Here is a 19,847-nt window from a genome sequence, read left to right on the forward strand (position 1 = left end):
CTCACCTCGCGAGCACGAGATCGCGTACGCGCTCGACGACGCTCGCGCGGTCGTCCTTCCACGTGCCTGGGGTTACGCGGAGGACGGTCCAGCCCATGCGTTCCCAGAAGCGAGGGGTGTAGACGTCGCGGCTCAGGGGGTCGGGGGTGCGGAGGAACTCGGAGCAGTCGATGCCGATGCGCCAGGTCGTTTCGTCGGGGCGGCCGACGGCGAGGTCGAGGCGGCGGTGGCCGAGGCCGAAGGCGCGCTGCGTGCGGAGGCCCGCTCGTTCGAGCGCGGTCGCGAGCTCCTCGGCGACGCGGGCGCCGACACGACGACGACGCGCGCCGGCGTGCGCGACGAGGCCGCCCGTCACGCCGCGGCCGCCGCCGAGGTCGGCGGCGACGTCGAGGAGGCGCGCGGCCTCCGCGCGATCGCCCCTCGCCTGCGCGCGGACGAAGGCCAGGTACGCCTTGAGCAGCTTCGGGCCGACGTGCTTCGAGGTGGTCGTGTCGAGGTCCTCCGGCTCGATCGACGCGACGACCGCGAGGCCGACGCGCGCGCGTGTGATCGCGACGTTGAGGCGCTTCTCGCCGCCCTCTTGCCCGAGCGGGCCGAAGCGCGCGAACACGCGGCCGCCGCGCTCGGCCGGGCCGTAGCCGAGCGAGAGGAGGATCACGTCGCGCTCGTCGCCCTGCACGTTCTCGAGGTTCCGGACGAAGAGCTGCTCGACCACGCTCCGCGCTCGGTCGCGCTCCCAGACGCGGCGGAACGTCTCGTCGGTCGCGACGCGGCGATCGAGGAGCTGTACGACGAGCTCCGCTTGCTTCCGGTTGAACGCGATCACGCCGACGCTCGGCGGGGGGTCGGCGGTCAAGAGCTCGGCGACGAGGTCGACGACGCGCGCCGCCTCGACCTCGTTCGTCTGGTTTCGCCAGGCGCCCGGCACGGCGATCCAGCGGAGTCCGTCGATGGGCGATCGCGCGTCCGCGCGGGGCGCCGTGATGAGGCGGCGGCCGTAGAAAGCGGCGTTCGAGAACGCCACGAGCTCCTCGTGCCGAGAGCGGTAGTGCCAGCGCAGGACCGTCCCCGGGAACGCGACGCGGGCGAGGCCGAGCACCGACGCCGTCGCGAGGATCGCGAGCTCCTCCCCGTCTTCGCCCTCCTCCTCCGGCTCGTCGGCGTTCGCGCGGAAGAAGTGCGTCGGCGGCATCTGCTGATCGTCGCCCGCGACGAGCGCGCGGGGGGAGCGCGTGAGGGTCGGCAGCGCGGCTTCGACCGGGCACTGGCTCGCCTCGTCGAGGACGACCAGATCGAAGAGGTCCGGACGGAGCGGAAAGAGCGACGCCACCGACTCCGGCGAGCAGAACCAGATCGGCCGCGCGCTCGCGAGCCCCTGGTCCCAGTAGCGCTCGACGAGCTGCCGCATCGTCGCGCGGTTCCGCTTCTTCGCGACCTCCATCCCCAGCTTGCGGAGCGCGACGCCGCGGGAGCGGTCCGCGAGATCGGCGGCGACGCGCCGACGATAGCGCCCGAGCACGCCGCGGCCGGCCGCCTCGAGACACGCGTCGAGCTCGGCGGAGACCTTCGCGAGGAGCTCGCGATCGACGAGCCCCGCCTCGATCTCCGCCGTCGTCCTCCCCGCGCGCGCCTTCTCCAGCCACGCGCGCTCGAGCGCGCGGAGCGCGTCGTCGCCGATGCTCGCGCCGGCGGTCGGCCGCCACTGCCGGAGCAGCGCCCTCGCCCACGCCGGAAGATCGCGCGTCCGCGCGTCGAGCCGCGCCGCCGCCGCCGCCTCGCCCTCGGCGTCCGCGAACGCGGAGACGATCGCGAGCGCCCGGCTCGTCTCGCCTCGCGCGGCGAGCGCGAGCGCCTCGTCGACGAAGGCGCCGTCGAGCGCGGCGGCGGCGCGGCGGACCTCCTCGAAGAGCCGCGCGCGCGTCCGGTCGTGAACCGCGGCCGCGAGGAGAGGCTCGCTCGCGAGCGTCTCCGCAGAGTGCAATTCCAGCTCCGGCAATTTGGCATAACCGGCGCCGGCGAGCGTCTCGGCGAGATCGTGGACCGCCCGCGTGCGCGCGTGTTGCGTCTCGAGGAGCGCGATCGCGTCGTCGATCTCCGAAGGATCTCCCCGTAATCCGAAATCGAAGAGCGGATTGTCGATCGGCAGTTCGGCGATGAGGTCTTGCCACACGATGGCATTTTCACATAATGCCTTTACCGCCGCCGCCGACTGCGGAAGAGGAGCGCCGGGGACCTCCGCCGGCCGCTTTCGGAGCGACCACCACGACGGCAGGAAGACGCGATACCAGAGCGGCTCGAGCGCTTGCAGCCGCGTGAGCTCCGCGATCCATCCTTGTAGGACCGCGTGCTGGGCCATGACCAGCTCCTGCGGCGCGGCGACCAGCTCCTTCTTCGCCTTTCGAAGAAGCCCCATCACCCGCTGCCATTCGCCGTGCTGCACGTGGCCGCCCGTCCAGACCCAGCCGAGCAAGAACGCCCGGAGCGCCTCGTCGTCGCCCGCCTCGATCGGATCGAGGAGCACGCGCGTCCTCTCCCACAAGGGCGCGTGGGCGAGCGCGTCCTCGGGCGTGAGGCCTCCGGCGGGCACGGCGTCGAGCCGCTGCACGAGGTCGCGCAGCGCTCGAACGGCGGCGAAGACCTTGGCCAGATCGTCCGCGCCGAGGTCCTTCCAGTCGCCGCGGCCCGCGAGCGGGTGCGGCGCCGCGAGCGGAGCGGACTCGCGCGCGACGAGCTCGAGCGCCGGCAGCGCCGCGTGGGCCTCGTCTTCGGTCGCCGCGTCGGCGAGCGTTCCGAGCGCCGGGAGCGGGCGTCCGTCGTCGTCGAAGGAGCGCTCGATCAGCTCGGCGAGCCCCGGCCGGCTCCCGTCTCCCGCGAGCGTATCGAAGGCCGCCTGCGCCGCCGCGAGCCGCGTCGCGAGCCTCCCGCGCGCGCGCACGTGCTCCGTGTCGACGCTCGCCGCCGTCTCGTGTCCCCCCAGCTCCGCGAGCGTCCGCGCGATCCCCTCGCAGACCTCGCCGCGATCGCGCTCGACGTCGTGGACCACCGCGACCGGCTCGCGAAGACCGACCGACGCGAGCCGATCGGCGACGACGTCGAGGGCCGCGCGCTTCTGGCACACGACGAGCACGCGCCGGCCCTCCGCGATCGCCGTCGCGACGACGTTGGCGATCATCTGCGACTTGCCCGTCCCCGGCGGCCCCTGCACCACGATCGCGCCGTCCGCCGCCGCGTGGAGCGCCTCGTCCTGGCTGTCGTCCGACGAGAACACCTGCCACGCGCGGTCGATCGCGGACCGCGCCGCGGGGAGCGGCGGACCCGCCGCGGACGGGCTGGTCTCGTCCGCGCCGAGGAGGCGGGAGGCGATCCCGAGCCGGGCGTCGTCGAGCGGGCCCGCGAGGAGCTCCTCGTAGTCGCCGACGATCGTGCTGTCGGAGCGCGGGAAGCGGCCGAGCACGAGGTGGGGGCGGAGCGCGAACGATCCGATCGGCGCGCGGTCGCGGTCTTCGCGCGCGCGTGGAGGGAGCGGCTCGAGCGCCGGCATCGCCGCCGGTGGCTCGTCGAGGGTGAAGCCTACCGACGAGAGGTAGCGCACGAAGCCGCTCCACGTCGGGAGGTCGAAGCGAAAGTGCCCGTCGTCGTCGTGCGCGAGCATGCCCTCGATCGTGAGGCGGACGCTGGCGAGGCGGACGAGCGCCTGCGTGAGCGACTCGTTCAGCTCCGGCGGCCCCTCCGCTCCGAGCACCCAGGAGAGGCGCCCGGAGGTCGTCATCGACAGCTTCACCGGATAGAGGAGGAGCGGCGCGCGGATCCACGTGCCGTCCTTCGTGCGTCCCTCGAGGAAGGGGAACCCCACCGCGAGATCGCGCGCGCCGGTCTCGGACCACGCGGCCTCGGCGGCGTGGGCGAGGCCGGCGACGTCGTCGCGGAAGGCGCGCGCGTCGCCGGCGCCCTCGACGTCGCAGAGCGCGACCGGCGCGGAGCCTTCGCGACCGAGCATGTGGAGGAGGCGCTCGAACGCGGCCGGATCCGCGTGCGACAGGCGCTCGAGATCGAGCGCGCCGCTCTTCGTCGCGCGCGTCAGGCGCAGCGAGCGGCTCCGCAGCGAGACCGCGATGAGGCGCTGCCGGAGCTGCGCGAGGCGGCGCCGGCGGCTCTCGAGGGTCTCGTCGCTCATGCGATCACCGCAGCGTGATCGTGCCGGTCGGGGGGCCGCCGCCGAGGCCGTGCTTCGTGCGGACGAAGACCTCGTAGGTGCCGCCGTGATCGAGCGGAGCGCGGAGCTCGCCGTCGCCGACCATCTTCGCGTTCTCGATCCGCGAGATGCTCCCGTCGCTCGCGACGACGAGCACCTCCTCGAGGTCTTCGAAGCTCGTGCCCTTGATGAAGAGGACCGGCCACTCGCCGCGCTCGAAGCGGAGCGCGCTGATCGTCGGCGCCGGATTGGGGAGGACCGTGAGCGGGAGCGTCTCCGCGGCCGCGACGTCGCACGCCTTGAAGGAGAGCTCGTGCGGCCCGGGCGCGACGCCGGCCGGGACGCGGAAGCCGACGACGTACGGATGCGTGGCGTCTGCACGCTTCGCGCCGTCGCGCGCGGTCAGGCGGCCGCCGCTCGCGTCGAGCGCGGTGTCGCCCGGTCCGGACACGTGTACGACCGGGACCTCGCGGCCGTCGAGGAAGAGGTGGTTGTTTCCGACCTCCGGCTCCGCGCGCGTCACCTTCACCTCGAGCCACGCGTTCGCGCCGCCGGCGAGCTCCCGCGTCAGGCGATCGGAGGTGGACAGGCTCGGCGCGTCGCCGCCGCTGCAGGCGCGCGCGGGCGCGCTCGCGGACGGCGCGCCGCCGCCGCAACCGAGGGCGAGGCCGAAGAGGAGGATCAGAGGTCGAATGAGAACCCCTGCCGATCCTGGCCCTGGCCCGGCGCGAGCGCGAGGTCCATCGCCCACGTGCGCGCGCCGACGCGGGCGGAGAGGTGCACCTTCACCGGGAGCTCCGCGCCGCGCGGATCGACGAGCTTCACCTCGACGATGTAGCGTCCGCGGAGCGGTTCGGTTCCATCGAAATAGACGTTTTCCGCGTTTTGCTGATGGCAGCCGTCGTCGGGGCAGTTCTTCTCGAGGGTGAGGCCCGACGGGGTCGTGCGCGTGCCTTCGCGGCTCACGCGCGCGGCGTTCGGATCGAGGACCGAGATGTCGACGTCGGCGGGCGAGTCGCCCCACGCGATCATGAACTGGAGGACGCCGGTGCCGACGCCGCAGCCCTCGTCGATGACGCCGTTGCAGTTGTCGTCGTTCGCGTTGAAGCAGAGCTCGGGGCCGGTCGGCGTGCAGCCGGCGGTGACGACGACGCCCTCGCTCGCGGAGAGGTTCTTCGCGGTGAGGTTCGCGCCCGGCGCCGACGCCGGCGAGGAGGGGCCGCACGCGGCGGCGACGAACGTGAAGGCCGCGGCGGTGGCCAGCGCGGCGCGCATTATTTCTTCAGCGGGTCCGTGCCGCTCGCCTTCGCCTCGGGCGGGAGCGCGTCGGTCGTCATCTTCGGGTTCATGAGCTCGAAGAACGCACGGCGCGCGTCCTCCTGCCCGGGCCCGCTCTCGCTCTTCAGCGCCATCAGGCAGCCCTTCTCGTTCATGAACTTGAGGATCTGGATCGCCTGCGAGCGCTTCACCGCGTCGCTGCCCTTCGCGTCGCGGAGCAGCTTGATGCGCATCTGCACGCGCGTGGTCGAGTGCGGGCCGTTGTCGTAGTCGATGCCCTGCACCGCGCGCGAGAGGACGAGCCGCGGCCAGTCCTGGATCGCGTCGCCGAGCTTCACGCGCGAGGCGGACTGCGCGTTCGCGATCCAGCGCGCGACGTCGCCGCTCTCGTAGTTCTTATCGCTCCAGTACCCGAACGTCGCGTTGTAGACGACCTTGAGCTCCTCGAGCGCGGTGCGGTCGATGTCCTCGTACGAGGCGAGCGCGCGGCGCGCCATGTCGGGATCGCCGCCGATGAGGATCGCCAGCATCGCGTCGTTGCGCGTCGCCGGGTTCGAGAGCTTCTCGAACATGTTCGCCGTCGTCTCCGGCGACATGCCGCCGAAGCCGATCGCGCGCGCGGCCTGGTGCTGCACGTTGAGGTCGGAGGTCCCGTTGATCAGCTCGGCGAGGGTGGCGTTCGCGCTCGGCACCGGGCGGTGCACGAGCGTCTCGAGGTAGCAGGTGCGGATGAACTGAGTCTTCGGATCGCCGGCGGTGAGCTCCTTCACCTTCTTGGCGACCTCCACCATGTTCTCGTCGGTCGCGACCCACGCGAGCGAGAAGCACGCGTCGACGCGCGACTGCTCGTTGTTCATCTTGTCTTCGATGTACTTCACGAGGACGGGGTACGCCTTCGGGTCGCCCCACTGCGCGAAGCCGTGCGAGGCGCCGACGCCGATCGCGCGCAGCGTCATCCCGAGCACGCCCTGCCCGCCCTGGAGGAGCGAGTCCATCGTCGCGTCGACCTTCTCCGGCCGGCGCCGCAGCTGCGACTCGAGCACTCCCCAGCTCGATGCATCCTGCATCCACCCGAGGTAGCGGAGCGCGCTCTGGGCGGTGCCCCACTCGTCGGGGAAGCGCTGCTCGCCCTCCTTCGGGAGCGGTTTGGCCGGATTCGCCCATTTCCGCATCTGCGGGAGCGCCTCCTTCGCGTCGACCGCGGCGACGTAGCGGAGGCCGTTCGCGTGCGGCTGCGGCTTGTCGGTGAGCCAGCGCCACACGCCCTTGTAGGACTGCGCGCGGATGTCCGGCCGCTTGTCGGGGTAGAGCAGCGCGAGGTCGGCGAGCATGCGCGCGGAGACGACGCGCTCGTTGTCGTCGCGGCGGAGCTCCTCCTCCTCCGGGCTGTAGAGCTTCAGCGGGTCCTGCTCCATCCGCCAGCCGAGGACCGGCACCGCGCGGAGGTCGCCGATCTCGGCGAGCCGCAGCGCCGCCTCGGTCTTCCAGTGCGGATGCGGGTTCGTCTCGAGGTACTGCGCGAGCGCGTCGCCCGCGCGCGGATCCTCGAGCTCGCGCAGCATGTCGAAGAGCTGCTTCGTCTGGTGCTTCTGCGTGTTGGGGTTCGACTTGTCGACGCTCTGGAGCGCGAGGACGAGGCCCTTGCCGCCGACGCCGTCGCGCATCGCCTCGAGGAACTTGGGACGCGACTCCTTGTCGGACTTCGTCAGCGCCTCGAGGAGCGGGTTCATCGCCTCCTCGTTCGCGATGCGACCGAGGCCGACCGCCGCTTCGCGCGCGACGTCGATGCTCTTGTCCTTCACGAGCTTGATGAGCGTCGACGTGTACTTCGGATCCGCGGTGCGCGAGAGCACCGTCGCGACGAGCTGGCGGACGCTCTCGCTCTCGTCGCCGGCGAGGGTGGCGAGCTTGTCGGTGGAGACCATCGACGCCATGAGCTCGGGATCGAACGCCGGGCTCTTGTCGAGCCGCTGCACGCTCGAGAGCTTGCCGGCGCGGTACTCCTTCATCACGTCGTCCCAGGCAGAGGGCTCGTGGAGCGCGGCGAGAGCCCACGCGATCTGCGGGCGGTCCGCCTCCGTCGACTCCTTGAACGCCTTGAGGAGCGCCGGCTTCGCGGCGTCGGCCGCGGGCGAGCCGTACTCGAGGAGCGCCTGCGCGGCGGTGCCGCGGATGTTGTGATCGATCGAGGAGAGGCCCTTGATGATGAGCTGGAGCCCCTGCGGGTCCTTCGCCCACGCGAGCTGGGTGAAGCCCTCCTCCTGGAGCTTCTTCTCGTTGTCCTGCTCCGCCCACTTTCGGTACGTGGGGATCGCCTCGGCGATGGGGAGGAGCGCCGTCTCCTTCTTCATCGCCGCGACCTTCTTCGGGTCCATCTTCTCCGAGTCCTTGAGCGACCCGAAGATGAGCGCGCCGGCGATGCCTCCCACCGCGAGGATGCCGACGATGATCGCGATCGGCGCGAAGCGACCGCGCTTGAAGTTCCCGTCGTCGCCGTATCCGCCCGGCGCGAAGCCGCCCGGCGCGCCGGGGAGCCCGGGCGGGACCGCGTCGTCGTCGTCCGGCGGCCACTTCGCCGCGTGGATCACCGACGGGGGGTGAGGCCCGGGAGCATTGTTGGGCGACGGCGTAGGGGCGTGGTGGAGACCCATGGCGGCGTCGCGACCTTATCACACGTGCCCGGGCGCCACCGTTGGATCGCAGCGCGAGAAACGTGTATTGAGCGCGGCAGGGAGGATCCGTCATGAAGCGCTTTTTCTTCGTCTCCGCCGCCGCCGTATCGGCCGGCGCCCTCTTTTGGTCGACGCCCGGCTGCGTCCCCGACCTGAACGTGGACGTGAACCTCCCGGACGGCAGCCTCCCCGACGGCCCGAACCTGAGCCTCCCCAAGGGCGTCGGCGAGCCGTGCGAGACCGATCCCGACTGCCGCCCCGGCCTCGCCTGCAAGGACAAGACGTGCCAGCCGGGCCGCTCCACGCCGGCGGGCGGCGACTGCATCATCAGCGCGGAGTGCGTCGCGGACCACTACTGCGGGCCCGAGGCCAAGTGCGCCCCCGCCGGCAGCGGCGACGACGGCGCGGCCTGCCAGTCGGACGGCGACTGCAAGGCCGGGCTCCGCTGCAACATCGTCGGCCTCGCGACGCAGTGCCAGCCCGAAGGCAACAAGGACGTCGGCGGCGCGTGCCAGACCGCGGGCGAGTGCTTCGGCGGCCTCGTCTGCGCCCCGGACGGCAAGTGCGCGCCGTTCCCCGGCGGCCCGATCGCGATCCCGAAGTTCACCGGCGTGCCGTGCGATCCGCCGGAGACCGAGAACGTCACCGCGTTCTTCGAGGTGCCGCGCGGCGGCGCCGCGCTCAAGGACTACTTCCGGCTCCCGTACCCGAACGACGTGCGCACGTCGGCGACCGGAAAGCCGGTCATGAAGGACTTCCCGACCCCGGGCGCGGACATCCTCGGCTACGACCTCGTCGCGCGGTGGGCGAGCTTCATCGAGGCCTCGCCGCTCGTCACCGGCTTCAGCGCGTATCCGACGACGATCTTCCGCTTCAGCGGCGAGATCGACTTCGCCTCGCTCGATCCGAAGGACACCACCGTCTACGTCGACCTCACGACCGGCCAGAAGCTGGCGCACAACTGGGGCTACACGACGGGGCGCAGCGCGTACGTCTGCGAGAACTCGATCAGCTTCCGCCCGCCGCTCGGCGGCCCGCTCGTCTCGGGCCACACCTACGCCGTGTTCTTCACGACGGCGGTGAAGGCGAAGGACGGCAAGGACATCGTCCGCTCCGCCGACCTGAACGCGCTCCTCGGCGCGACCGATCCGGGCGGCGAGCTCGGCGCGGGGTGGCGGCAGTACGAGAAGCTCCGGACCTGGGCGCCCGCGAACAGCGTGCCGCTCGCGAGCATCCTCAACGCCGCCATCTTCACGGTCGGCGACCACGACGCGGTGGGCAAGGCGCTGCCGCAGCTCGTGAGCTCGTCGCCCGCTCCGGCGGCGAAGCAGTGGGTGAAGTGCGGCGGCGGCGCGGTCTCGCCCTGCGCGCAGCGTGACGGCGAGCGCGCGTGTCCGGCCACGCCGGCCGCGGGCATCGACGAGTACCACGCGCTCATCAGCATCCCGCTCTTCCAGCGCGGCAACGAGCCGTTCATCGAGCCCGCCGACGACGGCGCGTTCGTGAACGCTCCGGCGACGAAGACGGTCGACGTCTGCGCGGCGCTCACGGTGCCGGCCGGCTCGGCGGCGGTGGGTCCCCTCCCGACCGTCATCTACGCGCACGGCACCGGCGGCACGTTCCGCAGCCACGCGGCGGAGGGCAACGTCGGGCCGCGCCTCGCCAAGAAGGGCTTCGCCGTCCTCGGCATCGATCAGGTCGGGCACGGCACGCGCCGCGGCGCCTCGACCGCGGACCCGTCCGTCGTCTTCTTCAACTTCTCGAACCCGCCCGCCGCGCAGGGCAACGTGCTCCAGGGCGCGGCGGATCAGGTCGCCCTCGTCCAGCTCTTGAAGAGCAATGTCACCGTCACCGGCACGTCGATCACGCTCTCGAGCACGCAGATCGGGTACTGGGGTCACTCGCAGGGCGCGACCGCGGGCGCGATCGCGATGCCGTACGTCAGCGGCGTCGCGGGCGCGGTGTTCAGCGGCGAAGGCGGGAGCCTCATCGACTCGCTCCTCACGAAGACGAGCCCGGTCAACTTCGCGGCGCTCGCGCCGGCGCTCCTCTCGGAGCTGCCGCAGAACGTGAACGCGAACCACCCGGTCCTCACGATGTTCCAGAACGCGATCGACCCGGCCGATCCGCTCGATCACGCCGCGAACGCGACCGCGGCGTCGGCGGCGAACATCTTCCCGAAGCACCTCTTCGTGCCGTACGGCCAGCTCGACACGTACTCGACGCCGATCACGCAGCACACGTACATCGCGGCGGCGGGCCTCGAGGTCGCGCCGAACGCGCCCTCCGCGGCGACGCCGGACAAGCTGTACCGGGACCCGTCGCAGGGGCCGGTCACGAACAACAAGAACGGCAAGACGGTCGTGACGCGCCAGTACGGCAAGCCGGCGAACAGCGATGGCCATTTCGTCGCTTTTCGTGATAACGACGCTATGAAGGACGTCGACGACTTTCTCGCGACCGCGCTCAAGGGCGAAGCGCCGACGATCCCGGCGCCCTGATCTCACGCGCGCCGAGCGTGGTGCGCCTGGACCTCGCGCCCGATCGCGTCCAGGCCTTCGCGCGAGATCATCGTCCGGAGGACGGCCGGTCGTAGGCCGTCCTCTTCGGCGGCGACGTGGGGCTCGAACATCGCGAGCAGCTCCGCGCCGAGCCTCGCGATGTCCGCCGCGCTCGCGCTCGCGCTCGCGGACATCGCGGCGAGCTGCCTGCACGCCGCCTCGACCGCGACGTGCTCGGCGTCGCGCGCGTCGAGGAAGGCAACGTCCGTCGACCGCAGTCGACCGTGACGCCGGAGCCCCGGGAAGACGATCGCGCTCTCGACGTGGTGGTGGCCGAGGAGGAAGCCGCCCACGCCGTGCGCGCGCGCGACGTCGGCGGTGTCGACGTCGGCGAGGCGCCGCAGCTCCTCCGCGAGCGCGCGATGCACGGCGACGAGGCCCTCGTGGTAGGCGACGAACGGATCGGACATGCTCCGAGCATCGCGCCGCGCCCGCGCCGCTTCTCGGCGTTTCGTGCGCGCGTCCAGGCGATTCGTGCCTCGTGCTACGAGATCGGGATGTGGTTCTCCCTCCATCGACGTCGCGGCGGCGGCACGGGCGTGGGGCCCACGCACGAGAACCCGGGCTACGAGCTCTCGTGGATCGAGTCGGGCACGCTCGAGTTCGAGGTCGGCGGCGCGACGCTGCGCGGCTCCGCCGGCGCCTGCATCCTGCTTCCTCCCGGCGTCCTCAATACACCTCGCAGCCGCGCCGCGTCGGTGGAGCAGATCCTGATCGCCGCGCCGATGCTGGAGGAGGCCGCGGACGCGCTCGGCGCGAGCGGCGCGCTCGGCGCGAGCGGCATGCCCGAGATGGGCGTGCTCCCGGCCGACACGACGGTCGCGGCGATCGCGCGCGCGCTGGCCCTCGAGCACGGCGCGCTCGCCGCGCCCGTCGTGGCGCGACCGGCGGCGGACGCGGGCATCGAGTCGCTCGTGTCGTCGCTCGCGCTCGCGCTCGTCCGCGAGCGAGGCCGAGGCTGTGAGCGAGGCCGGCGCGGGGCGAGGCGGGAGGCGCGCCTCGAGCCCGCGATCGCGCGCGCGCTCGAGCGGATCGACGCCGAGCTCGCTCGTCCGCTCACGGTCGACGACCTCGCGCGCACGGCGGGCCTCTCGCGCTTCGTGTTCCTCCGGAAGTTCAGCGCGCAGGTCGGCGTCGCTCCGTATCGCCACCTCACGAACACGCGGCTCGATCGCGCGGCGCTCCTCCTCCGCTCGACCGATCGTTCGGTCCTCGACGTCGCGCTGGACTGCGGGTTCGGCGATCCGAGCCGCTTCGCCCGCGCGTTCACGCGCCGCTTCGGCTGCCCGCCGCGGCGCTGGCGGAGGGGTGGCTAGTTAGACGCGGACGCTGCGACCGAGGCGCGAGCGGAGCTCCATTCGCGCGCGCATCGCCCGCGCGACGTCCTCGGCTTCGAGGCAGCGATCGCGCTCGAGCGCGGCGTTCAACGCGCGGAGCGCCTCGTCGGCCTCGCCGCGCGTCGCGAGCGCGCAGCCGGCGGTGACCATCAGCTCCGGATCGCCAGGCAGCACCGCGAGCCCGAGGCCGAGCACGCGCATCGCGCGATCGGTGTGGCCGTTGCCGGCGAGCTTCGTCGCCGCTTCGCGCGCCGACGTCACGAGCGCGCGCATGTCGCGGCGCGCGAGCGGACGGCCGACGATCGCCTCGCCGATCGCGCGCGCCTCGGCGACGAGGTCGACGTCGGTCTCGCCGCCGCCCTCCGCGAGCGCGACGAGCTTCGCGAGGCGCTTGCGGAGGCGATCGATGCCGTCGTCGCCGCGGGGGTTGAGCGCCGCCGCGGCGCGGGAGCTGCCGATGCCCATCGTCGTGCGGAGGTGCACGAGCCAGCCGGGGAGCTTCTGCCGCGTCGCCGCGCCGACGTCGGTCGTGCTGACGGGCGCGCCTTCGAGGAGGCCGCGCGTGTCGGCGTCGAGGTCATGCGGCTCCCAGCGGGCGCGCTCGGCGTCGAGGCGCCAGGCCAGCACCTCGCCGGGGTAGACGACGAAGTCGAGCGTCGCCTCGCCGTTGGCGGTGGTGGTGCGGATGCGATGCCGTCCCACCGGCACGCCGCAGAACCCGCGGATCGGCTCGGTCGTATACCGCGCCCACGGCTCGCGGAGGTCATCGACGGCGCACGCGTCCCACGCGTTCCCTTCGAGGACGACGAACCCGCTCGCCTCACGCGCGGGCCGCGGCTTCTTCTTCTTGCGCCGCGCACGGATCCAAACGAACAGCGCCGTCGCGGCGACCAGCGCGAGCGGGATCAGTGCGGCCAGGAAGGAAGGCACAATCAAATTCTAGCGCGCGATCGCGATCATGCACGCGGAGCTAGAGCTCGAGCTCGACCTTACGGGATGATGATCGCGCAGAGCACGTAGGCGTGGCACTCACTCGACGGCTGTCCCGCGGCGTCGATGCACTGCACCATCCACCCATTCTCGCTCGGCCGGCTGACCACCACGGTCGGCACCTTACCTGCGGTGCGGGCGGCGGCGGGGACCTCGAAGCCGCCACCGACCACGGACGCATCGCTCGGGCACGTCGCGACCTGCCCACTCGTCGACATCGTCGTCGCCATCTTCACGACCCGCGGCGGCGCCTGACTCGCACACGCAGCAAGGAGGAGCAGCAGAGAAGAGAGGAGGACGCGCGAGAACATCGAGCGAGAGTACGCGACCCAGACGGAGCGCGCATCGGGCGCGCGGTGGCGCGTCCCGCGGCGACGGGGCGGAGCGCGTTGCGGGAGGCGCGGCGCCGAGGCGGTGCGCGGCGACGGGCGAAGCGCGATGGAGGAGCGGGGCGCGGTGGCGCGACCGCGGCGACGAGGCGGAGCGCGTTGTGGGAGGCGCGGCGCCGAGGCGGTGCTCGGCGGCGGGCGAAGCGCGATGGAGGAGCGGGGCGCGATGGCGCGACCCGCGACAACGCGGCGGAGCGCCTTGCAGCGCGCGCGGCGCGGTGGCGGTGTGCGGCGGCAGGGCGAAGCGCGGTGGCGGAGCGGGGCGCGATGGCGCGACCCGCGACAACGCGGCGGAGCGCATTGCGGGAGCGCCGGGACGGAGCGCGACGGCGGGGCGAAGCGCGGTGGGGAGGCGGTGCGCTTCGCGAACCGCGGCGACGTGGCGGGAGGCGGGGAGCGACGGCGGGGCGAGGCGCGTTGCGAGAGACGGGGCGGAGCTGCGTTGGCGCGGGACGCTGCAGCGGGCGCGTTGCAGTGCGCGCGAAGCAGCACGTTGCCAGGCGCAACGCCAGGGCGGACCTGCGCGGTGGCGCGGCCCGCGGCGCAGGGCGGAGTGCGTCGCAGCCCGCGCCGGGACGGGGCGGGCCTGCGCGGCGCGGCGCGCGGCAACGGGGGGGGCGGCGCGGCCCGCGGCGCAGGGCGGAGCGTTATGGTGTGCGCGTGGCGTTGAGGCGTTTTTCGAGGGTGTCGCGGACCTTCTTTTGGCCCGCGGTGAGGACGGCTTTTTCGCTCTTCGCGAGCGCTTCCTCGAGGGCGCGGGTCTCGGCGGCGCGATCGCCGCGTGCCTTCGCGATGTCGGCGCGGAGCTCGTAGACGCGCATGGCGCGCGGGCCGTACACGAGCGCGATCGCGCGGTCCGTCGCCTGCTCCGCCTCGGCGAGGCGATTCAATGCAAGATACACACGTCCGAGACGGGCGGGCGGGTTGTAGTCCTGCGGGAAGTCGCGCGCGCTCGCTTCGAGGTGCGGGAGCGCGCGCGCCGGCTCGCCGAGGGCGAGGTAGACCGCGACGAGCCAGGGATCGAGCGCGGCCCGCGCGTCCTTCGACGCCGCGCGCTTCACCGCGTCCTCCAGGTACGCCGCCCACTCGGTCGCGGCCGCCTTCGCGCCCGCCGCGTCGCCGCTCTCCTTCTTCGTCGTGACGACCTCCTGGTAGATCGCGGATCGATCGTCCGGGAGGAGCGCGTCGTCGCGCGCGGACGCGTCGCGCACGGCGAGGGCGAGGAGGCGATCGCGAGCTTCGTCTTTCTTGGCGGTGCGAGCGCAGTCGAGGCCGCCGACGAGCACGGTCGCGCGCGACGTGCCGGGCGGAAGCGCCGCCGCCTCCTCCGCCGCGAGGTCGGCGCACGCGGCGTGCTCCTTCGCGAGCGACAGCTCCGTCACGAGCGCCTCGACGATGCGCGGCCGCTGCTCCTTCGACGCCGTCGTGAGCGCGGCGCGATGCTCGGCGATCGCGGTCTTCGAGTCGCCGGCGGCGAGGGCCTGGTTGCCGCGCGCGAAGCCGTCCGTGCGGTTCGCGAGGACGTTGCCGAGCAACGCACGCAGCTCCGCCGCGGTCGCGGTGCCGGCCCATTTGAGGAGGGGCCGATCGGTCGCGGGATCGACGACCCAGAGCGTGGGCAGCGCGTCGTGCGGGTGCTGCTCCACCCACCGCGCGTTCACGTCTTTCTCGGTATCGACGGAGAGCCACACGAACTCGGACGCGAGCGGCGCGAGCGACGGATCGGTGAGGACGTACGTGCGGAGGCTCTGACACGAGTGACACCACGGCGCCCACGCGTCGACGAAGAGCGGCTTCTGCTCCTTCTTCGACTGCGCGAGCGCGCGGGGATAGTCGTCATGGATGAACGGCAGCACCTCACGCGAGCTCGTCGTCGAGCTCGCCGCCGTGCTCGTGCTCGTCGTCGCGTGGCTGGTCGTCGCCGGCTCACGCGTGCGCGCGCTGCAGCCGACCGTCGCCGTTGCCGTCGTCGCGGTCGCCGTCATCGCCGCAAAGAGCGCGGCGACGGCGCGCGCTACTTGTTGCCTTCGATCTTGAGCGTCCACTTTGCGTTGGGGTCGCACACGGTGCCGCCGACCTCGCGCACCTCGATCGTGACGGTGCGGTCGTCGCGAACGCCGTTCGGATCGGCGCCGTTGGTCTCGCCCCACCGGATCTGGACGACGTCGGGATCGGTCGCCGACTCCGACGACTTCCGGACGTTGGAGCACTCCTTCACGTCGTTGTCGGGCCGGTAGACGAAGAGGTCGAAGTTCTTCCCGGGCGGCGAGGTGAGCGTCGCCTTCAGCTTCATCTCTATGCCGCCGAGGAGGAAGCCGCCGAGGCCGGTGATCCGCTCTTCGACGCGGATGGTGAACCACTTCGAGTCGGCGCCGGTCTCGGTCCTCGACTCGGACCCGTCATCGCCGCCGATCGCGGTGAGGTTCTTCGGGCTGGCGCAGGTGTTCGTCGCGCACGGATTGGAGCCGGGCGGGGTCGACGGCCCCGCGTCCTTCGGCGGCCCGGCGTCGGCCGGCGTGGGGAGGATGGGCAGCGACGGCTCCTCCTCTTCTTCTTCCTCCGGCTCGGGGATCTTGACGCTGATGCCCTTGTCCCCCGCGTCCTCCGGATCGGTGCCGAGGATGCCGTAGAGCGGCTCGTCCTCCGGCGCCTCTGCGCAGCCGACGAAGGCTGCAAGACCGACTGGAACGACAAGCAAGACGTAACCCCACGGCTTCATCGCGGCGCACCGTAGTCGCGAATTTTCGCCGTGCCAGCACTATTTGAAGGAAGTGGAGGGCGGCGCTCAACGTAAAGCGGCGTTGTCGAGAGCGGCCTCGAGACTACTGCTCGATTGTGCACCCTCGAGCCGGCTCCTCCCGATGAAGAGGAGGGGCACCCCGTCCCCCTGAACGGCGTCGAAGAGCTCGAGATCGCGCTCGATTCTGGCATCGGTCGCCGGCTCGGCGAGGCAGCGACGGAGCGCGTCTCGCGCGACCCCATGCTCCTCGGCGAGCGCTTCACACGCGGCCTCGGAGAGGTCGCTGGCGCTCATGAGCGCGAGGGCGAGCTCTTCGACCTCGACGCCGGGCGGTCGGGGCGCGGTCCGCGCGGCGACGATCGATTCGAAGCACACCACCGCGCGGGCCGCAGTACGCGCATCGGGATGCTGCCGGAGCGGCACGTGGCGGAGGACGAGCCGCACCTTCCCCCGCCTCTGCGCGAGCAGCGGCGCGAGCGCGGCGTGGGTGCGCCGGCAGAACGGACACTGAAAGTCCGTAAAGAACACGACCGTCACCGCCCCCGGCTGCACCCGCGCCGTCGCCGCCATCTCCTCGCGAATCCCCACCGGCACCGAGCCCGCGCACGCCCCAACCCCCCCGAGAGCAAGAGCAAGCCCGAAAACAATCAGAGCACCACGAACAAGCCACATCACACGGCAGCCTAATGCACTCCGCCCCATCGCCGAACCGACGCCGCACACCATCGCCCGAGCCAACCCCGCGCGCCGCGCGCCCGCGCACATCGCCCGAGCCGACGCTCCAGCGCCGCGCACCATCCGCTCCAGCGACGAGTGCCGACAAGTGGCGGGGAACCGCACCATCGCACGCTCCAGCGACGAGCGCCAACGAGTGGCGGGGATGCGAAGAAGCCGGACGCCGCGGACATACCCTGCTCATGTACTGACCCGATGCCTCGCGGAGAGGTCGGCGAGCTGCCGCCCGTCCACGCACGCGGTGCCGTGCGGAGAAGCCGGATGCCGCGGACATGCCCTGCTCATGATGCCTCGCGAAGACGTCGACGAGCTGCCGCCGCCCGTCCACGCACGCGGTGCCGTGCAGAGAAGCCGGACGCCGCGGACATGCCCTGCTCATGTACCGACCCGATGCCTCGCGAAGACGTCGGCGAGCCGCCGCCCATCCACGCACGCGGTGCCGTGCAGAGAAGCCGGACGCCGCGGACATGCCCTGCTCATGTACCGACCCGATGCCTCGCGAAGACGTCGACGAGCTGCCGCCGCCCGTCCACGCACGCAGTGCCGTGCAGAGAAGCCGGATGCCGCGGACATGCCCTGCTCATGTACCGACCCGATGCCTCGCGGAGACGTCGGCGAGCCGCCGCCCGTCCACGCACGCGGTGCCGTGCAGAGAAGCCGGATGCCGCGGACATGCCCTGCTCATGTACCGACCCGATGCCTCTCGAAGACATCGGCGAGCTGCCGCCCGTCCACGCACGCAGTGCCGTGCAGAGAAGCCGGATGCCGCGGACGTGCCCTGTTCATGTACTGACCCGATGCCTCGCGGAGACGTCGGCGAGCTGCCCACGCACGCGGCGCCGGATGGTGCGCGGCGTCGGACGGGCGATGGTGCGCGGGGTCGGCTCGGGTGCGCGGCGTCCCCCGAACGGGCGATGGTGCGCGGGCGCGATGGCCGCGCGCGCGGCGTCGGCACTCCCGGGCGCGGGTCCTCGGCCCCAGCTTGTCCACAGGTTGTCCCACGCACACCGAAACGTTCGAGCAGCGTTCCTTCTTGGAACTGCCGTAAATAATGCTATGCTCATCTCTTGAAGTCGGGACCTGGCAGTCAGCTTCCTCTCTTCGTCGCGAAGGCGTCGCGTGTCGGGGTCGCGAAGGTGTCACGTGCTGGGAACGCGAAGGCGTCGCGTGCCGGGAGAGGTGGGCGGCGAGCGCGAGCCGAGCGGCGCGGCTTCGTGAAGCACGTCACGCGGAAGCCGCACTATCGGGACCATCCGCTCCACGTCTCGATGAAGCGTGTCCCCGTGGGCCCGAGCTTCCGCGCCCAGCGTGTGCACGCCGCCATCGTCGGGCAGATCGCCGCGTGTGTCGCGCGCGGGGTGCGCGTCGTGCACTACTCCGTGCAGCATGACCACCTCCATCTCCTCGTCGAAGCCGACGACAAGAAAGAGGCCGCGCGGCGTCTCCAGCTCCTCTTCTCCCGCATCGCCTTCGCCGTGAACCGCGTCTCCCACCGCCACGGCTCGCTCTTTCGCGACCGCCACCATCGCCGCGCGCTCTCCTCACCCAGCGAGACGCGCAACGTCCTCGTCTACCTGTTCTTCAACGCGCGCAAGCACGACATCCAGCACGGCCGCGCCACCAACGCCTCCTTCGAGCTCGACCCGATGACCTCGGCACCTTGGTTCGACGCCTGGCACCCCGTCGCACGACCGCCACCAGAAGCTTTTGCTCGCGCTCGCGCTCCGAGAGCTTCTCCTCCAACCGCAACACCCCGCACCTGGATGGCATCCGAGGGCTGGCTCCGCGCTGGTGGACCGATCGCATTCCACGAGTGCCCCGCCATCCCACGCTTCCTCCACCGCTAAACCCGTTCTGGATCGGTGGACGCTACGGCGGAAAAGGCGGGCGCCTTTGCCTCGAGAAACAACGCCCTCGTCGCAGCATCGACTGCCGCGGCCGCATCAACACGAAGCGTCGCGAGACCTGCCCACCTACGACCCGACGCGCGGCGGCATCGACGCGAGCGCCACGCCGCCGCGCGGAAGGCCGAGCAGAACGCCGCGCGCGGAAGCGCCCTGGCGTGCGGCCCCTACAGCGCGAGGACGCCCGTGCGGACCAGGTAGGCGAAGCGCTTGCGCTGGTCGTCGTCCAGGAGAGCGTGGATTTGCGCGAGTGCCTTTACGACGGCGTCGCGGAGGCGCTTTGCGGTCTCGACGCGTTGGTCGCCGCCCTCGGTCGCGCGGGCTTCGCCGAAGGTGGCGGCCTCGATCGCGTCCGCGAACGCCGCGATGGTGCGGCGTTGATCGACCTCCGCCTGCGCGCGCTCCGTCTTCAGCTCGTCGAGGATGCGCGCGAGGTTGGCCGTCTGCTCCTCCGACAGGTCCAGCTTGTGCGCCAGGAAACGGAGCGGACGACGAACCCCGAACTGCCCCTCCGGTCCACCACCACCGTGCGGCGGACCGCCGTGATGACCGAAGCCACCAAAGAACGCCTCGCCCGGATGCGCGTGCGGACCACAACCTTCACGCTCCGAACGACGGGCGTGCTTCCACCACGAAAAGAATGCAGGATGCATTTCTGTCTCCAACTCGCCGGGGCTATCTCGCTCCCGACGGGGTTACCGCGTGGGCACCTCGCCTCACGCGTTTCATGAACCTAGCGCCCATTCGAGAGGATGCAAGGGCCCGATCGGTGAGACAATCCGTGCGTGCGGTTCGTGCTCGCCGTCGTCGTGTCGCTCCTCGGGGCCGTCGTCCTCCTGCCGGGATGCAACGCCTCGTGCAAGGCGATGGAGGCGCAAGGGCTCCAGACGACCTGCAACGGCGGCGCGCGCGGCTACATCTGGACCGGCATCAGCTGCATCTACACCTCCCTCTGCAACTGCACCGGCCGCGACTGCCAGCGACTCTACGCGACCCAAGAGAGCTGCGAGACCGCGCACATCCACTGCCGCTGAGCCCTGCTCATCCTG

The 19,847-nt window shown here is 71.9% G+C and carries 15 protein-coding genes; 4 read left to right on the forward strand and 11 right to left on the reverse strand.

Going from position 1 to position 19,847, the window contains the following annotated elements:
* Position 1 precedes the first annotated feature (1 nt).
* Genes KF837_25510 through KF837_25525 form a run of 4 tightly spaced genes read right to left on the reverse strand, consistent with a single transcriptional unit; the run spans position 2 to position 8,058 of the window.
* Positions 2-4,174 (reverse strand): AAA family ATPase, encoded by a 4,173-nt coding sequence (locus tag KF837_25510; protein MBX3230701.1) that lies wholly within the window; start codon positions 4,172-4,174, stop codon positions 2-4.
* Between the two features lie 4 nt (positions 4,175-4,178).
* Positions 4,179-4,943, reverse strand: a complete 765-nt coding sequence (locus KF837_25515) for a hypothetical protein (GenBank protein ID MBX3230702.1) — start codon at positions 4,941-4,943, stop codon at positions 4,179-4,181.
* Positions 4,874-5,467, reverse strand: a complete 594-nt coding sequence (locus KF837_25520; GenBank protein ID MBX3230703.1) for a hypothetical protein — start codon at positions 5,465-5,467, stop codon at positions 4,874-4,876. Before KF837_25520 ends, KF837_25515 begins: the two co-directional genes overlap by 70 nt.
* On the reverse strand, positions 5,467-8,058 hold the full coding sequence (locus KF837_25525; GenBank protein ID MBX3230704.1) for a HEAT repeat domain-containing protein: 2,592 nt from the start codon (positions 8,056-8,058) through the stop codon (positions 5,467-5,469). The genes KF837_25520 and KF837_25525 overlap by 1 nt, the downstream gene beginning before the upstream one ends.
* Before the next feature lie 155 nt (positions 8,059-8,213).
* On the opposite strand from KF837_25525, the gene KF837_25530 reads away from it, so the two are divergent.
* Positions 8,214-10,643 carry a hypothetical protein gene (locus KF837_25530; protein ID MBX3230705.1) on the forward strand — a complete coding sequence of 810 codons (2,430 nt, stop codon included), beginning with the start codon at positions 8,214-8,216 and terminating at the stop codon, positions 10,641-10,643.
* 2 nt (positions 10,644-10,645) lie between these two features.
* Here KF837_25530 and KF837_25535 read toward each other — a convergent pair whose 3' ends face one another.
* Positions 10,646-11,113 carry a hemerythrin domain-containing protein gene (locus KF837_25535; GenBank protein MBX3230706.1) on the reverse strand — a complete coding sequence of 156 codons (468 nt, stop codon included), beginning with the start codon at positions 11,111-11,113 and terminating at the stop codon, positions 10,646-10,648.
* Positions 11,114-11,200: 87 nt separating this feature from the next.
* Between KF837_25535 and KF837_25540 the strand changes: the two genes are divergently transcribed.
* Entirely contained in the window at positions 11,201-12,019 is an 819-nt protein-coding gene (locus tag KF837_25540) for a helix-turn-helix domain-containing protein (GenBank protein ID MBX3230707.1), read from the forward strand.
* Here the strand turns inward: KF837_25540 and KF837_25545 are convergent, their stop codons facing one another.
* From KF837_25545 to KF837_25565, 5 genes are all read right to left on the reverse strand, one after another.
* Positions 12,020-12,970, reverse strand: coding sequence for a hypothetical protein (locus KF837_25545; protein ID MBX3230708.1), 951 nt, complete (start codon positions 12,968-12,970; stop codon positions 12,020-12,022).
* Positions 12,971-13,029: 59 nt separating this feature from the next.
* Positions 13,030-13,341 (reverse strand): hypothetical protein, encoded by a 312-nt coding sequence (locus tag KF837_25550; GenBank protein MBX3230709.1) that lies wholly within the window; start codon positions 13,339-13,341, stop codon positions 13,030-13,032.
* Between the two features lie 725 nt (positions 13,342-14,066).
* Positions 14,067-15,404, reverse strand: a complete 1,338-nt coding sequence (locus KF837_25555; protein MBX3230710.1) for a thioredoxin family protein — start codon at positions 15,402-15,404, stop codon at positions 14,067-14,069.
* A gap of 29 nt (positions 15,405-15,433) precedes the next feature.
* Positions 15,434-16,138: a hypothetical protein gene (locus tag KF837_25560; protein ID MBX3230711.1), complete on the reverse strand. Its 705-nt coding sequence runs from the start codon at positions 16,136-16,138 to the stop codon at positions 15,434-15,436.
* Positions 16,139-16,204: 66 nt separating this feature from the next.
* Complete coding sequence (locus KF837_25565; GenBank protein ID MBX3230712.1) at positions 16,205-16,747, reverse strand: thioredoxin domain-containing protein; 543 nt, start codon at positions 16,745-16,747, stop codon at positions 16,205-16,207.
* Positions 16,748-18,162: 1,415 nt separating this feature from the next.
* On the opposite strand from KF837_25565, the gene KF837_25570 reads away from it, so the two are divergent.
* The gene (locus tag KF837_25570; protein MBX3230713.1) at positions 18,163-18,741 is read left to right on the forward strand and encodes a hypothetical protein; all 579 of its coding nucleotides are present in this window, start codon (positions 18,163-18,165) and stop codon (positions 18,739-18,741) included.
* Positions 18,742-18,965: 224 nt separating this feature from the next.
* Here KF837_25570 and KF837_25575 read toward each other — a convergent pair whose 3' ends face one another.
* Positions 18,966-19,451, reverse strand: a complete 486-nt coding sequence (locus KF837_25575) for a Spy/CpxP family protein refolding chaperone (GenBank protein ID MBX3230714.1) — start codon at positions 19,449-19,451, stop codon at positions 18,966-18,968.
* Between the two features lie 132 nt (positions 19,452-19,583).
* On the opposite strand from KF837_25575, the gene KF837_25580 reads away from it, so the two are divergent.
* The gene (locus KF837_25580; GenBank protein MBX3230715.1) at positions 19,584-19,832 is read left to right on the forward strand and encodes a hypothetical protein; all 249 of its coding nucleotides are present in this window, start codon (positions 19,584-19,586) and stop codon (positions 19,830-19,832) included.
* Positions 19,833-19,847 lie beyond the last annotated feature (15 nt).

Origin of the sequence: Labilithrix sp. (assembly GCA_019637155.1) — a bacterium.
Lineage (GTDB): Bacteria > Myxococcota_A > Polyangia > Polyangiales > Polyangiaceae > Labilithrix.